Source organism: Sphingobacterium sp. CZ-2 (assembly GCF_004526235.1).
Taxonomy (GTDB): domain Bacteria; phylum Bacteroidota; class Bacteroidia; order Sphingobacteriales; family Sphingobacteriaceae; genus Sphingobacterium; species Sphingobacterium tenebrionis.
The window spans coordinates 232,414-247,346 of the sequence record NZ_CP038159.1 but is presented as its reverse complement, the minus strand read 5'-3'; the positions used below and the strand labels follow the sequence as shown (position 1 = coordinate 247,346).

The following is a 14,933-nucleotide window of genomic DNA, read 5'->3' as shown; positions in this document are numbered from 1 at the left end:
CATGATAGCGAAGAAGAACAGATTATACCTTATCACAGGTATAATCTGTTTTTTTGGAATACTATGGCTTGGGTTCTTACATTATTTCCATACAGCGGTTACACTCTGTCCCGTCAAGAACCTAACCGGTTATCCTTGCCCTTCATGCGGTTCTTCACGAGCTATTGATGCCTTTTTGCATGGAAACATCTGGGAGGCCATACTGATCAACCCTCTAGGGATCATCTCTTTATTTTTGCTGGCCAGCATTATCTGCTTGATCCTGGTTGATCTAATCACCAAAAGGGATTATTATTTCAGGGTATACAACGCAGCGGAAGAGTTCCTCAAAAAAAACATGCTTATTTCCGTTTTACTTATTATATTATTAATTGCCAATTGGATATGGAACATCAAGAAGGGATTATAACATTTACACCCCAACAGGTATCAGAAGACGAAAGAGAATATGCTTCCAACAGCTATTTGATGTCTCTATTTGCGCTATTTGCAGGACTGCCTTTACCCATTTTTAATTTATTGGCCACCATCATCTTTGTTGTGGGCAAAAAAAGATCCACCAAATTTGTTCGATGGCATGGGATGCAGGCATTGATATCCCAAATTTTCATCTTCTTTTTCAATACTGTGGGTTTCTGGTGGACCATCTCCGTGATTCTTCATAAAACGGAAATAACCAATTACTATATCGCTTATATCTTTTTGATAGTTATCATCAATATCATTGAAATTGTATCAACCATCTATACCTCCATTCAAACCAGAAAAGGTATTCATGTACGTTGGTTTTTGTTCTCAGACATTACGGATAATATTATTAAACCATGAAAATCTTAACGAAAACCCTCCTACTTCTTGTGGCCATCGCTGGTTCTTACTTTTTACTTGCCCAAATAAATTGGACCGGTATATTCCAGGTCCAAGAAAATGGAAAGAAGATGGAGAAAAAACTAGGATCCATGATCATGAACCATATCTTTGATACTTATGAGGTATTGGATGGGGAAGATTCCATCATGACAACACTTGACTCCATCTGCCTGCCTATTTTAAGCAAAAATGATATCGATAGTACCAATTATAGCTTTCATATCATCGTGGATGAGGAAGTGAATGCCTTTGCTCTTCCTGATGACCAGATTTTGGTAACCACCGGTTTAATCGACTTTTTGGATAGTGCAGAATACCTTTCGGGGATTATAGCCCATGAAATCGCGCATTGCGAAAAGAACCACGTGATGAAATCTTTGGTCACCAATTTCGGATTGGACCTACTGCTTTCCAGTACAGGAACCGCAGAAGTGACTAACTTCCTAACCGGACAAGCCTTTTCAAGGAGTTTGGAAAAAGAGGCAGATGAAACGGCAGTGGAATATCTAAATGCTGCAGGAATTGATCCAAAAAACTTGTCTAGGGTCATGGAACTCTTCGAAATCCATATGGCTGAGGATATAGATCTGACCTGGATCTCAACCCATCCTGCGCCGGCCGATAGAAAAGCGTATATCAAAAATCGTATAAAACGCTTGAATCCAAAGGCCTCTACTTATCAGCAGGCTTTAGATCCAAGCACTTGGACAAAATTTCAGGATCAGGTTAGGTATTAATTGCCCCATCGCCATTCTCCTGAAATTTGCAAAGGTTCTTTTAGGCCGGCCTTGTTCAGGAAATCCACCAGTTCATTGTCTGCTAATTTTTTAGCAGGCAGCTCCTTTGCATTTGCCAATAAATAAAGGTAGGCTGCGCCGACACGGATGGTCTGCGTCAATCCGGCTTTATCCACCAAACTAAAATCATCTTTATTGGAGTGGTAATACATCCCTGCATTATTCGGAAGCTTACCTCCTCGGCCGGTTCCCGTTGGGATCCCTCGTAGCATAAAAGGCTGATGATCACTATGCAGACCCACACTTATCGCATTATTGTTTTTAAATGTACTGTCCAAGGCAGCATAATTTTCACCTTGTGCGTTGAGTAACGGGATCATTTCTTCCCTTGTAGTGGAAAAACCAGTAGGTGCATTGACCATGTCAAAATTCAGCATGTATTTGATCTGATCCAGAGAACCTTCTTTCAGCACGGCATCAACGTAGGCTTTTGCGCCTAATAATCCCTGCTCCTCCCCCATAAACAGGACAAAGTCAATGGATCTCTTGTTGGCTAATGCTAATTTTTTGAATGTCCTGGCAATATCCATTACCGCATAGGAGCCGATTCCATTATCAATTGCTCCGGTTGCCAGATCCCAGCTATCCAAATGTCCACCTATAACAATCTTTTCGTTGGGCAGCTCCGTACCTTTCATACGGACAAGTATATTTCTCGATTGGGTTTCCCCTGCCTTATTCCGCATGTTAATGCTCACCTTAACAACCTTGCTTGCAAGGGCTTCCTTCCATTTCAAACCATCCTCCAATCCAATACAAATGGCCGGAATATTTATTAATTGACCCGTAATCGAAGCTGTACCGGTTAATAACACATTATTTGCAACGCTATTGATGAATATAATCCCTTTTGCACCATATTTTTCGGCCAAAGCTGTTTTCTCTGATCGATGAAGGTTCTTGAGGTCTTTTCCGGAATTAGGGAGAATATGTAAATAGACTAATGCAATTTTACCCTTGATTTTATCACCCACCCGTTGATAATCTGCTTCCAAACCATTCCCTAAATCAATGATTTCTGCGTTTAAATCCACTTTGATCGGAGAATGTGCCAAGGCTACCGCAGCAATAGGATCTCCGTTGAAGGATAAGGAAAGAGATTCCCTAGACCAACTTTCGGATGAAAAAGGTTGATAGGAGACATCCAATCCATAGGATTGAAGAAGTTTGAATGCATATTCCTCCGCTTTTCTTCCATTTTCCGAACCTGTGAGGCGGTGCCCCAAATGTTCGGTACTGTATTTCAACCGGTCGTAAGCTTCAGCATGCTGATTTACTTCCGAAATAATGCGAGAGAAGGTATTATTTAGGTTTTCTTGTGCCTGAGCACTATTTGGGTTTTCCTGTGCTTGAGCCACAAAACCCGAAAGTAGGAGGCAGATTAGGTAAATTCTTTTCATAATGAAATGAAGTTACAAAATCTGCCTTTTAAATGCTTATCCTTTAGTCAATTTCCACTGCACGTAATTGATGTTCTTGTCGTGTGCAAGGTATTTTTTCTCGTAATAGGTTTTGATGGAAAGAACCTCATCCACTAAATCGGAATGGTAAAGATCGGTAGTTTCTTTTAGTTTAGGAAGTTCCTGTAAGGCGATCTGCTCAAGGGTATAGGCATAGAATCCGTCATTATCTGTTTTCAGGTGCATGATTCCACCTGGAACAAGGACATGTTTATAACGCTCCAAGAATTTCGGGTTGGTCAACCTTTTTTTCTCGCGGCTATCCTGCGGTTGAGGGTCTGGAAAAGTTATCCAAATTTCAGCTACTTCCGCTTCTGCAAAATGCTCCAGCAAAGTTTCGATCTGTATGCGTAAAAACCCTACGTTGGATATTCCCTCTTCCAAGGCTGTTTTAGCACCTCTCCAAATCCGGTTTCCTTTATAATCGATACCAATAAAATTACGCTCTGGAAATAGTTTCGCTAAGTTTACTGTGTATTCCCCTTTGCCACAGGCCAGTTCAAGAACGATTGGCTTATCGTTTTTAAAGAATTCCTTGGCCCATTTTCCTTTATATGCTTTCCCGGCATCCATTTCCACTACATTCTCGAAGGTGGCAATCTCTGCGAATTTTCTAAGTTTATCCTTACCCATAACTGATAATTAAGTCGCAAAATTAACCTTATATTTGCAGTAAACAAGATATTCAGGTGGAAAAACAAGCGAAAATTTATGTTGCTGGACACCGCGGAATGGTGGGGTCTGCTATTTTGCGCAAATTACAGGAGTTGGGATATGAAAATATTATCACTAGAACATCCGGTGAACTGGACCTCCGTGACCAACAAGCGGTTAAGGAATTCTTTGAACTGGAAAAACCAGATTATGTATTCCTTGCGGCGGCAAAGGTGGGTGGCATCATGGCCAACAATACCTACCGTGCAGATTTCATCTACGAAAATCTAGCCATCCAGAACAATGTGATCCACTTTTCCCATGAAAATGAGGTGAAGAAACTGATGTTCCTGGGCTCGAGCTGTATCTACCCGAAAATGGCTCCGCAGCCCTTGAAAGAAGATTTCTTATTGACCGGACCATTGGAGTACACCAACGAGCCATATGCCATTGCCAAGATTGCAGGAATCAAGATGGTGGAATCCTATCGCTTGCAATATGGCGATAATTATATTTCCGTTATGCCGACCAATCTTTACGGCATCAACGACAATTACCATCCTGAAAATTCGCACGTACTACCTGCGCTGATCAGGAAATTTCATGAAGCCAAAATGAATAATGCGGCTTCTGTGAGCATTTGGGGATCCGGAAAACCATTACGTGAGTTCATGTATGCGGATGACCTAGCGGATGCCTGTGTATTTTTGATGGAAAATTACGACGAGGAGCAATTTGTCAATATTGGCGTAGGTGAAGATATTTCCATTAAAGATCTCGCGCTGCTGATCAAGGAAGTGGTTGGTTTTGAAGGCGAATTGGAGTTTGATAGCAGCAAACCTGATGGTACGCCAAGGAAACTGATGGATGTTGGAAAATTAAAAGGGTTGGGTTGGTTGCCTAAAACCAGTCTTAAGGAAGGTATTGCTTTAGCTTACGAAGATTTCAAACAGAAAAACCAGGCTTAACATAAAAAAGAAAAACCAAGGTCGAATGACCTTGGTTTTTTATTTTGCTATCAGGCCTCGCGCCTAATAAGCTTCGCTATCCTTTGGGATACCGTAAATATTATCCTGTACAGACTCCTCCGCCGTAATCATCGGTGGATGTTGTGGAGGAACGGGGTTTATCACCTCGCCCACCGGAGCCTCTACCTTGTTTTTCTTCTTTTTCTTTTTGGGTTTGATCATGTCTGTAATCTTCCCAATCCAGGAGCTTACATTATCTTGATTCACATTTTTTGCTGCAGTTTCCGAAGCTAACAAGACCAAGCCTTTTTTGATCCAACCTGCATTCTTAAGTAAGGTCTTGTTCAACACCAATGGAAGTCCTAATTGAAGCGTTTTGGTCAACCAATCGGATTTGTTGCTTTTATTTGTAACCTCTCCGATTCCCTGAACCAATCCCTTGATGGTACTTACTCCAGGAACCCTGTTCATCAACATATTGGCGATACGCGCTGGTGTCTCAATTTTATGTTTGAGCAGGGAATATTGATTTTTCAAAAAATCTTCCTGCTCAATTTTGAGACGCTTCAACCTGGCAATCTCAGCATTTAGATCATCAATGTTGTTGACACTTCTTCTTTTATTATTGCTGTCTATGATCATTTTCTATCGGTCCTTCCTGGTTAACATCTTGTTTCACTTCCTCCATATTAGGCTTTACGATGGGCTGTTCCTCCTCATCATCTTCATCGTCCCATTTTGTAAGGATTCTTTTGATGGTTACATTCATAAACTTGGCTTCCAATTTAGGTTCCATAGCTCGGATAATCAATAAGATCACCAAGAAAATACCACCTGTGGATAAGAAGCCCAATGAATAGCTACCCATTAATTCTCCTAAATAAAACCCTAAGGCAAGGGATACAAAGAACACAATCAATAGGGTCAATAAAACCTTGCTGGCATCCACGATCAAGGATCCTAAGATCCTGGACATTCTGGAAATAGCTTTGAGTTTCAATAACTCAAATTGTGTTTCTACGTATTCCTTGGATTTATCAAAGGACTCAGAAAATGAAAATTTTTGTTCTTCCATGCAGCAATTCCCCTTTCCGCTTACGCGTGTTCTTCAATCTCTTCGTCGATATACGAATCTGCTTTACCTAGTTTCGTTTTTAATGTAGCTACGATTTTTTCTTTAAAGTCATTCAATTGATCGAATTGCTCTTCTGCGCGCTCTTTGATCGCATCGCCAAGATCGGCTAATGATTCATTGATTTTTTCTCTAGTTTCGCTTCCTTTTTCTGGTGCGAACAAAATTCCCAATATTGCTCCTGCTGCTAATCCAGCTAATAATGCTGTTACAATTTTACCGTTATCGTTCATTTTAGTATGTATTTTAATTTTTTGTAATTTCTTTACCGTTTTATATAGTGTTAACAAAAAATAGACCGAATCGTTTTAATAAATAATATTTTATCGATAATCAATAGTCATTCGGCTACAGCCTTTTCCCACGGTCACTTATAATATAAACATTTATCTCAAATTTTGAGCCCATTTTGTTCTGCAAATAATTTATTCTATCTGCAAATTGAATTATTTTCCTATATGTTGACAAAAACATACAGTAGCGCTGTCTTTGGCATTGGTGCCCGGACCATCACCGTAGAAGCGAACATAACGACCGGAACCCAATATTATATTGTTGGATTGCCAGATATTGCTGTCAGAGAGAGCTTATTACGGATAGAAAGTGCCATATTGTCTATTGGTTTTCACATGCCCAGACGTAAGATCCTGATTAATCTGGCACCTGCGGATATCCGAAAGGAAGGTTCTTCCTATGATCTGAGTATTGCCATTGGAATACTTGCGGCTTCCGAACAGATCCCTACCGATAAACTCGCAACGCATATGATCTTGGGAGAGCTTGCTCTCGACGGAAAAACTTGCCTATTAAAGGCGTATTACCCATTGTCCTCCAGGCGAAGAAAGATGGTTTTCAAGGAATCATCCTTCCCAAACAGAATGCAGAAGAGGCCGCCATTGTGGAAGGGATTGCCGTATATCCGGTAGAAGACCTTTCGGATACTTGTTCTTTTCTATTGGGTATCCGGCAGGTTGCCCCTTTGCGGATTGATGTGCAGGAAATATTTAATCAGCAGGTGAATGGATACGAGATGGACTTTTCGGATGTCAAAGGACAGGAGAATATCAAAAGGGCTTTGGAAATAGCGGCTGCTGGGGGGCATAATGTGATTTTGATTGGTCCTCCAGGTTCTGGCAAGACCATGTTGGCGAAGCGAATCCCCAGCATACTCCCGCCTTTGTCCATGGAGGAATCTTTGGAAACCACCAAAATACATTCTGTTTCTGGCCAATTGGCTGCCACAGAGTCGCTATTGACGATTAGGCCGTTCCGATCTCCCCATCATACCATTTCTGATGTGGCTTTGGTTGGTGGCGGGGCAAATCCACAACCAGGAGAGATTTCCTTGGCGCATAATGGGGTTCTTTTCCTGGATGAGCTGCCTGAATTTAAAAGGTCTGTTCTGGAGGTGATGCGTCAACCCTTGGAATCTCGATCGATTACCATTTCCAAAGCAAAGATCACGGTGGATTATCCCGCCAGTTTTATGCTGATCGCAGCCATGAACCCCTGCCCTTGTGGTTTTTATAACCATCCCAGTAGGAATTGTACTTGTGGATATATTAATGTGCAGAAATATTTGAGCAGGATCTCTGGTCCTTTATTGGATCGAATTGATATCCACATTGAAGTGACGCCTGTTGAATTCAATGAATTGACGACGGTAAGAGCAACAGAAAAAAGTGGGAGTATAAGGGAAAGGGTGATTCTTGCTAGGAGGATTCAGGAACAGCGGTTTAAGGATTTGGAGCATATCCATTCGAATGCGCAGATGCGGGTGAGGAATATTCGAGAATATTGCTTGATTGATGAGATCGGGAAAGGTTTGTTGAAAAAGGCAATGGATAAATTGAATCTTTCTTCGAGGGCTTATGATAGGATATTAAAGGTGGCCAGAACTATTGCTGATCTGGATAATTCTGTGGCCATTAAAATCGAGCATTTAGCTGAAGCTATACAGTATAGGAGTTTGGATCGGGAAAACTGGACGAATTAAAATAGAATACTTCTTAAAACTGCCCAATAAAATGATTGATAATTCCAGGGAACATCAGAATAGTAAGCACCAATCCCGTCAATGCGCCAAATAAATGCGCATCATGATTGATCCCATCATTGGAATTCTTGGAAGCCCATATACAATACACCAAATACAAACCAGCGAATAAAAAAGCCGGAAGCGGAAGGGCAAAAAAGATATAAAGCTTAGTAAGTGGGTTAAATAAAATATAACTGAACAGCACTGCAGAAATAGCTCCAGAAGCGCCTAAACTATGGTAACCATAATTATCCTTATGCCTCATGATCGTAGGAATATCGCTCAGCACCAATGCCACAATGTATAATACCGCAAACATCACATGCCCCAAAACCCCTAATTGTGCAACAAAAATAGCTTCCAGTCCGAAACCGAAATAGTAGAAGGTAATCATGTTAAAGATCAGGTGCATCCAATCTTTATGGATAAGCCCACTGGTAAAGATCAGATAGGCATATTTCTTATCTCTTGAAATACTATAAGGATGCAACATCAATTTGCCATACCATTGCGGATTTGCAAAAACATAAATGCTCAATCCGATAGTAAGGGCAAAAATAACACTGGCAACAGGTAGATTAAAAAGATAATAAGCTAACATTTAAAAACGGTCTTCGAGTAAAAATAAATAAAGTTCTTTAGGTCCATGGGCACCAAGCACCAAACGCTTTTCGATATCGGCAGTTCGGCTAGGCCCTGTGATGGTACTGATCATGGAAGGCAGGTCTGCTCCATATTTTTGACGAACCACCGCCATTCCGTGCTTCAGGTCCATCACCAATTGAGAGGCTCTTGCAATCACAATATGTACCGGTGGATAAACGCTCAACCGGCGTCCCGATTCATTGGCATTGCTCAGCATGATGCTTCCATTACAGGCGATCAGTGCTTCACAACCCGTAATACTGGCTTCCACCTCCTCAAAATTCACTTGCGTGCTTCGATAAGGGAAACCATACTGATCCAACAACTGTTGAACAGTCTTTTCCCAAACATATAGCTTAGAAATTTCCAGCTTCTCCACCAAAATGATCAGATTTTCGATCAGATTGATCTCTCCATCACAATACACAAACTTTCCCGATACCTGCGTGAATTCACGGGCAAAAGTGACGTCCAACGGTTCTTCCTCGTCCTTATACAGCGGGGTCTCCTCAAACATAGGATGAGGGTTCTCCTTCTTCTGAAGAAGTGCCTGACGGATCTTCTTCAACATCTTCTCTTTCGCCGTGGTATTTCGGGTGTTCATGCTATAATATAAAACAAAAAGCTAACAATAGCTATAAAAAAAACAGACAAGGTTTGGGAAAGCCTTGTCTGTCTATGATTTGATTAAATATTTTCAGAATTTGTATTAGGCTTGTTGTCTGCTGCTTGTTCTGCATCATCCACATCGCCTGTCGGAATCGGAAGATCCGTTTGAGGAACACCGCCACCATCAGCCCCACCATTCACGAATTCATCGTAAGTGGTTTTATTGGCAAATGGACGCTTTCCTAAGATTTCCTCCAGATCTGCTTGGAAAAGGATTTCTTTTTCCAATAATTTCTCTGCGATTCTGATCAATCCCTCTTGTTTCTCCAGCAACAATTGTTTCGTACGCTCGTAAACTTCAGAGATCAATGTTCTCACCTCATCATCGATCAACTCTGCCGTTTGATCGGAATATGGTTTTTGGAATTGGCTATCGCCAGAGCTATCACGGAAAGAGACATTCCCCACTTTGTGGTTCATACCGTAAACCGCCGTCATTGCATAAGCCAATTTGGTGATACGCTCTAAGTCGTTCTGTGCACCGGTAGATATTCTTCCAAAAGTAATATCCTCCGCAACACGACCACCCATTGTCATACACATACTGTCAATCAACTGCTCAGTGGTGTATAAAAACTGCTCTTTTGGCAGATATTGGGCATAGCCTAAGGCAGCAACTCCACGTGGAACAATGGAAACTTTAACCAAAGGGTCCGCATGTTCCAGGAACCAACCCGCAATCGCGTGACCTGCCTCGTGGTAAGCCACGATCTTTTTCTCATCCGGAGAGATGATTTTATTCTTTTTCTCCAAACCACCAATTACGCGATCAATTGCATCTTGGAAATCCTGCATTTCAATTGCTTTCTTGTTCTTACGAGCTGCAATCAAGGCTGCCTCGTTACATACGTTCGCAATTTCTGCACCAGCAAAACCTGGGGTCTGTGCCGATAATTTCTTCGCATCAACCTCTTCCGCCAATTTCAATGGCTTCAAGTGTACATTAAAGATATGTTCACGACCGATCAAATCTGGTTTATCGATCGAAATCTGTCTATCAAAACGTCCTGGACGCAATAAAGCCGAATCCAGTACATCTAAACGGTTGGTAGCCGCCAGGATGATCACCCCAACGTTGGTTCCGAAACCATCCATCTCCACCAATAACTGGTTCAACGTATTTTCACGCTCGTCATTTCCGCCCATAATGGAATTCTTTCCACGAGCACGTCCGATCGCATCGATCTCATCAATAAAGATGATACATGGCGCTTTTTCTTTTGCTTGCTTGAACAAATCGCGAACACGGGATGCCCCAACACCTACGAACATCTCCACGAAGTCAGAACCTGACAAGGAGAAGAAAGGTACTTGCGCTTCGCCTGCTACTGCTTTCGCCAACAAGGTTTTACCGGTTCCCGGAGGGCCTACTAATAGCGCTCCTTTAGGGATCTTACCTCCTAAATCGGTATATTTCTTCGGGTTTTTCAAGAAATCCACGATTTCCATGACCTCTTGTTTTGCCTCTTCCAATCCAGCAACATCGTTGAAGGTGATGTTGATCTGAGATTCTTTGTCGAAAAGTTGTGCTTTCGATTTACCGATATTAAAAATGGCACCGCCGCCACCCCCTGCTCCACCGTTCATTCTGCGCATCAAGAAAATCCAGATGGCAACAATGATCAACAATGGCAACATGAAGGATACGAACCATCCCGCCCAAGGGTTTGAACGGTCTTCGAAGCTAACTCCAACACGAGGTTGGTTAGCCGCTAGGCTATCCTGTGATGCTTTTAATTTATTCTCTAATGCTTCGGCATTTGCTTCCGAAAATACATATTGTGGGCTTTGCGTTTTGCTGAAGTTCAATGAATTGCCTTTTGGAGCAACATCCTTATATTTCTCTTCTGCTAAACGATCCTGTTTAATATATACTTCTACATCCCACAATTCCCCATTTTTATAGGCAATCAATTTATCGACATCACCTGGGATCAGGGATTTCGTTTCAAATTCTTTATAGGTTATCTTTTTAGCTCCCTCACCACTAAACAAATACTGGAGCCCAAAAAAACCAATAAAAATTGCTATCCAAAGCCATATCATATTAAATTTTGGTGGCATTGGCGTAATCTTCTTACTTGGAACTTTCTTCATTTATTCTCTATACTACGTTTCTATACAATCAATTCTTAAGCGCTCTGATAGCTGCTTGCTTCTGCATCGCCCCAAAGGTCTTCCATCCGATAATGCGAACGTTTTTCCGTTTGGAAAATGTGAACTACAACATCCACAAAGTCCAATAAAATCCATTCCCCATTCCCTTGGCCTTCTTTATGCCATGGATCTTGGTTAAAAGCCTTATAAACTTCGTCTTCTACACTTTTTGCGATAGCATTTACTTGTGCCGTGGAGTCGGCATGGCAGATTACAAAATAATCGGACAATGTCCCATTAACTTCCCGCATATCCAACCGCACTATTTCGTTTCCTTTTTTTTCCTGCATCCCATGAATCACAATGTCTGCAAGCTTTTCTGATAAGGAACCTTTTTTGTTTTTACTCATTAAGAAATATTATACTTTTGATAAATATTTTATTAAAACTCTTTCTTTTTGCAAAATAACACATTTTCGGGAGATTCACTACGCCAAAAGATAATTGTTTTGGAGCAAATTGGCTCAACAAATGATTATTTAAAATCTCAACTGTCAAATTTCAAGCCATTACCAGAATGGACTGCCATAATGGCAAGGCATCAGACCCATGGAAGAGGCCAAAGAGGCAATGTATGGACCGTTCCGCCAAATAAAAACATTACCGTAAGCACCTTGCTCTATCCAAAATTCCTAAGCTTGCAAGATCATTTCTTGTTGAATATGCTGATCAGTTTAGGGATCATCGATTGGTTGAAAAGTCTTCAGATTGATGCAGAAATTAAATGGCCGAACGATATTCTCTTGAACGGAAAAAAAATAGCGGGAATCCTGATCGAGAACAGTATTACCTCGAAAGCGATAAATCATGCCATAATTGGCATAGGCATCAACGTCAATCAACAGGAATTTCCACAGGAAATCAAAGCAACCGCCAGCTCTCTTTTAAAAGAGACCGGATATGAAATCCACGATCTGGTAAAAGCATGCGAAGAGCTCCTGCAATCCATTCAAAATAAATACGATGCTTTTAAATCGGAGAAAATTACAGAAGAGGAATTATTGAATCTTTACAACAAATTACTTTTTCAAAGGGACATTCCAGCTATTTACACGTCTAATGATATACAATTCGAAGGAATAATCAGAAAAGTGGACAGAAATGGCCTTATATATATAGAAAGTGCCAGTGAGTTAAAAAGTTACCAGTTCAAAGAAGTCGTATTTCATTTGCAAAAAATTGATTACACTCGAAAAAAAAATAACTAAATATGACAAACTTTGAAACATATTATTCTAACTTTGAATTAAACTATATTAAAAATTAATAGTCAATTACACAAACGGTTTTTTATGAAAAAAATAAATTTATTAATTGCCTTCGTACTATTCGCCATTTCAGGTGCATTTGCGCAGGTATTGAAACCAGTAGAATGGTCGGTTGCTACGAAGAAAATCAACGCTAAGGAAGCGGTTGTTTTTATCAAAGCGAAAGTAGATGAAGGATGGCATATCTACGGGTTAAGTGTTCCTGAAGGAGGCCCAATTGCTACCGAATTCAACATCACTGCAGACAATGGTGCAAAATTAAACGGTAAAGTTGCAGCGAAAGCACCAAAATCTAAGTACGAGGAAACCTTCAAAATGAATGTTCCTTACTACAACGGAGAAGTGATTTTCCAACAAAAAGTTAATTTAGCTAATGGTAAACCTACCAAAGTTAAAGGTACTGCTACCTTCATGGTATGTGACAAAGAACGTTGTCTTCCACCAGATGAGTACGAATTTGCTGTAACAATCAAGTAAAATATTATAAAATATCTTATCTAAAAAGGCAGGGTTCCCTGCCTTTTTCTTAGCTTTGCCGCGATAAACTAATAATTATGTTCAATTTAAAACATATTTTAATTGCCACATGTTGGCTTTTACTTTCATTAACCACACCTCTAGCAGGTTTTTCACAAGATTCTTTAATCAATACAGATGATATCGAGTTCAGTTCGGGGGAAGAACAAACGACATCTGATGACACATTGCTAACTGATGTTGGAGATCTAGAGTTCTCCGATGGTCAGGATACCAGTGCACAAGACACAACTACTACAACTGTTGCCGCTGCTCCATCTGATGCAGATGGGGAAGACACCAGCATGTGGGGGATTTTCATTAAAGGGCTAATCGGTGGATTTATTGCATTCTTAATGCCATGTATCTTCCCAATGGTTCCTTTGACCGTAAGTTTCTTCACCAAAAAATCAGGAAACACAGCACAAGCTGTTCAACAAGCTTTCCTTTACGGATTATTCATCATCGTAATCTATGTAGCCTTAGGTATGTTGATTACCATCGCTTTCGGTGCCGATGCCCTGAATGTCCTCTCTACAAATGGTATATTCAATTTCCTATTCTTCCTACTCTTGGTGGTATTTGCAGCTTCTTTCTTAGGAGCATTCGAAATTACCCTTCCAAGTTCTTTTGTCAACAAAATTGATGCAAAATCAGACAAAGGTGGATTGATAGGTCTCTTCTTTATGTCCGCAAGTTTAGCGGTAGTATCGTTCTCCTGTACAGGACCAATTATTGGTACATTATTGGTTGATGCGGCTACAAAAGGTGATCGCTTAGGTCCTGCCATTGGTATGTTGGGATTCTCGATCGCGTTAGCTATTCCTTTCGTACTATTTGCGATGTTCCCATCCCTGTTGAAATCAATGCCTAAATCAGGTGGTTGGTTAAACAGTGTGAAAGTGGTATTAGGTTTCTTAGAGTTAGCTTTGGCCTTAAAATTCCTTTCGAATGTCGATTTGGCCTACAACTGGCAATTCCTAGACCGTGAGGTATTCCTAGCATTATGGATCGTGATCTTTGGCTTGATGGGACTATACCTGATCGGAAAAATCAAATTCTCGCATGATAGCGACCTGAAATTCATGTCGGTTCCAAGAACAATCTTGGCCATTATCGTATTCTCTTTTGTGATGTATATGGTACCTGGTATGTGGGGAGCACCGTTGAAATCTATTTCAGCATTCCTTCCTCCGATCGGAACCCAAGATTTTGATATTTCTGCCGGTGGCGGTGGAGGTCATGCAGCTCCTGCAGGTTCAGCCGATGCTTCTAGCCGTAAATATTATAGCCATTTCCATCCAAGAACAACCTTGAAAGGAATGGACCCTTATTACGATTATGATGAAGCTTTAGCAGCAGCAAAAGCGCAGAACAAACCGCTTATGGTCGATTTCACAGGCTGGAACTGTGTAAACTGTCGTAAGATGGAAGCAACCGTTTGGTCTGATCCAAGCGTAAAAGCCATGATCAATGAGAAATTTATCCTAGTTGAACTTTATGTGGATGATAGTGCTTTGGAATTACCGGAATCTGAGCATTACACCTCTAAAATCACGGGTAAAAAAGTAACCAAAGTAAGTAAGAAGAATTCGGAACTACAGATCGAGCGTTTCAACTCCAATTCACAACCTTTATATGCTTTATTGGATAATAATGGTGAATTATTGGTTCCAACCAGTGGAGCGGATTACGATATTGCTAGCTACAAAGCATTCTTGCAATCAGGTTTGGATAAATACAACGCGAAATAAGTTAA

At 40.8% G+C, this 14,933-nt stretch carries 16 protein-coding genes and 1 pseudogene; 8 read left to right on the top strand and 9 right to left on the bottom strand.

Annotated elements, in window-relative coordinates; genetic code table 11:
• The first annotated feature begins 1 nt into the window (after window position 1).
• The 3 genes from E3D81_RS01115 to E3D81_RS01105 are packed head-to-tail and all read left to right on the top strand — an operon-like array spanning window position 2 to window position 1,607.
• Entirely contained in the window at window positions 2-409 is a 408-nt protein-coding gene (locus E3D81_RS01115; RefSeq protein ID WP_134776118.1) for a DUF2752 domain-containing protein, read from the top strand.
• Window positions 385-828, top strand: coding sequence for a DUF4870 domain-containing protein (locus E3D81_RS01110; RefSeq protein WP_099367012.1), 444 nt, complete (start codon window positions 385-387; stop codon window positions 826-828). The genes E3D81_RS01115 and E3D81_RS01110 overlap by 25 nt, the downstream gene beginning before the upstream one ends.
• The gene (locus E3D81_RS01105) at window positions 825-1,607 is read left to right on the top strand and encodes a M48 family metallopeptidase (RefSeq protein ID WP_134776117.1); all 783 of its coding nucleotides are present in this window, start codon (window positions 825-827) and stop codon (window positions 1,605-1,607) included. The genes E3D81_RS01110 and E3D81_RS01105 overlap by 4 nt, the downstream gene beginning before the upstream one ends.
• Here the strand turns inward: E3D81_RS01105 and E3D81_RS01100 are convergent.
• Both E3D81_RS01100 and trmB read right to left on the bottom strand, forming a co-directional pair.
• Entirely contained in the window at window positions 1,604-3,067 is a 1,464-nt protein-coding gene (locus E3D81_RS01100) for a M28 family peptidase (protein ID WP_134776116.1), read from the bottom strand. The genes E3D81_RS01105 and E3D81_RS01100 overlap by 4 nt on opposite strands.
• A 36-nt stretch (window positions 3,068-3,103) precedes the next feature.
• A complete protein-coding gene (gene trmB / locus E3D81_RS01095; protein WP_134776115.1) occupies window positions 3,104-3,760 on the bottom strand; it encodes a tRNA (guanosine(46)-N7)-methyltransferase TrmB in 657 nt (218 codons plus the stop codon).
• A 56-nt stretch (window positions 3,761-3,816) separates the two neighbouring features.
• Between trmB and E3D81_RS01090 the strand changes: the two genes are divergently transcribed.
• Window positions 3,817-4,749, top strand: a complete 933-nt coding sequence (locus E3D81_RS01090) for a GDP-L-fucose synthase family protein (protein WP_134776114.1) — start codon at window positions 3,817-3,819, stop codon at window positions 4,747-4,749.
• A 63-nt stretch (window positions 4,750-4,812) separates the two neighbouring features.
• On the opposite strand, the gene E3D81_RS01085 is transcribed toward E3D81_RS01090, so the two are convergent.
• The 3 genes from E3D81_RS01085 to E3D81_RS01075 are packed head-to-tail and all read right to left on the bottom strand — an operon-like array spanning window position 4,813 to window position 6,114.
• Window positions 4,813-5,391, bottom strand: a complete 579-nt coding sequence (locus E3D81_RS01085) for a hypothetical protein (RefSeq protein WP_134776113.1) — start codon at window positions 5,389-5,391, stop codon at window positions 4,813-4,815.
• On the bottom strand, window positions 5,372-5,824 hold the full coding sequence (locus E3D81_RS01080) for a hypothetical protein (RefSeq protein WP_180268484.1): 453 nt from the start codon (window positions 5,822-5,824) through the stop codon (window positions 5,372-5,374). The genes E3D81_RS01085 and E3D81_RS01080 overlap by 20 nt, the downstream gene beginning before the upstream one ends.
• A 20-nt stretch (window positions 5,825-5,844) precedes the next feature.
• Window positions 5,845-6,114, bottom strand: a complete 270-nt coding sequence (locus E3D81_RS01075; RefSeq protein ID WP_134776112.1) for a YtxH domain-containing protein — start codon at window positions 6,112-6,114, stop codon at window positions 5,845-5,847.
• 225 nt (window positions 6,115-6,339) lie between these two features.
• Here E3D81_RS01075 and E3D81_RS01070 point away from each other — a divergent pair.
• Window positions 6,340-7,877, top strand: a pseudogene (locus E3D81_RS01070) (YifB family Mg chelatase-like AAA ATPase).
• A 13-nt stretch (window positions 7,878-7,890) separates the two neighbouring features.
• On the opposite strand, the gene E3D81_RS01065 reads toward E3D81_RS01070, so the two are convergent.
• From E3D81_RS01065 to rsfS, 4 genes are all read right to left on the bottom strand, one after another.
• Entirely contained in the window at window positions 7,891-8,520 is a 630-nt protein-coding gene (locus tag E3D81_RS01065; protein WP_099367111.1) for a rhomboid family intramembrane serine protease, read from the bottom strand.
• Window positions 8,521-9,168 (bottom strand): lactate utilization protein C, encoded by a 648-nt coding sequence (locus tag E3D81_RS01060; RefSeq protein ID WP_134776111.1) that lies wholly within the window; start codon window positions 9,166-9,168, stop codon window positions 8,521-8,523.
• Window positions 9,169-9,251: 83 nt separating this feature from the next.
• Window positions 9,252-11,330 (bottom strand): ATP-dependent zinc metalloprotease FtsH, encoded by a 2,079-nt coding sequence (gene ftsH, locus E3D81_RS01055; RefSeq protein ID WP_134776110.1) that lies wholly within the window; start codon window positions 11,328-11,330, stop codon window positions 9,252-9,254.
• 35 nt (window positions 11,331-11,365) lie between these two features.
• Window positions 11,366-11,740: a ribosome silencing factor gene (rsfS, locus tag E3D81_RS01050; protein WP_099367108.1), complete on the bottom strand. Its 375-nt coding sequence runs from the start codon at window positions 11,738-11,740 to the stop codon at window positions 11,366-11,368.
• A 48-nt stretch (window positions 11,741-11,788) separates the two neighbouring features.
• Here rsfS and E3D81_RS01045 point away from each other — a divergent pair, with 48 nt between their 5' ends.
• The 3 genes from E3D81_RS01045 (at window position 11,789) to E3D81_RS01035 (ending at window position 14,928) form a co-directional block, all read left to right on the top strand.
• The gene (locus E3D81_RS01045) at window positions 11,789-12,598 is read left to right on the top strand and encodes a biotin--[acetyl-CoA-carboxylase] ligase (protein ID WP_134776109.1); all 810 of its coding nucleotides are present in this window, start codon (window positions 11,789-11,791) and stop codon (window positions 12,596-12,598) included.
• Window positions 12,599-12,682: 84 nt separating this feature from the next.
• A complete protein-coding gene (locus E3D81_RS01040) occupies window positions 12,683-13,135 on the top strand; it encodes a protein-disulfide reductase DsbD domain-containing protein (protein WP_099367106.1) in 453 nt (150 codons plus the stop codon).
• Window positions 13,136-13,212: 77 nt separating this feature from the next.
• The gene (locus E3D81_RS01035; protein ID WP_134776108.1) at window positions 13,213-14,928 is read left to right on the top strand and encodes a protein-disulfide reductase DsbD family protein; all 1,716 of its coding nucleotides are present in this window, start codon (window positions 13,213-13,215) and stop codon (window positions 14,926-14,928) included.
• Window positions 14,929-14,933: the final 5 nt, after the last annotated feature.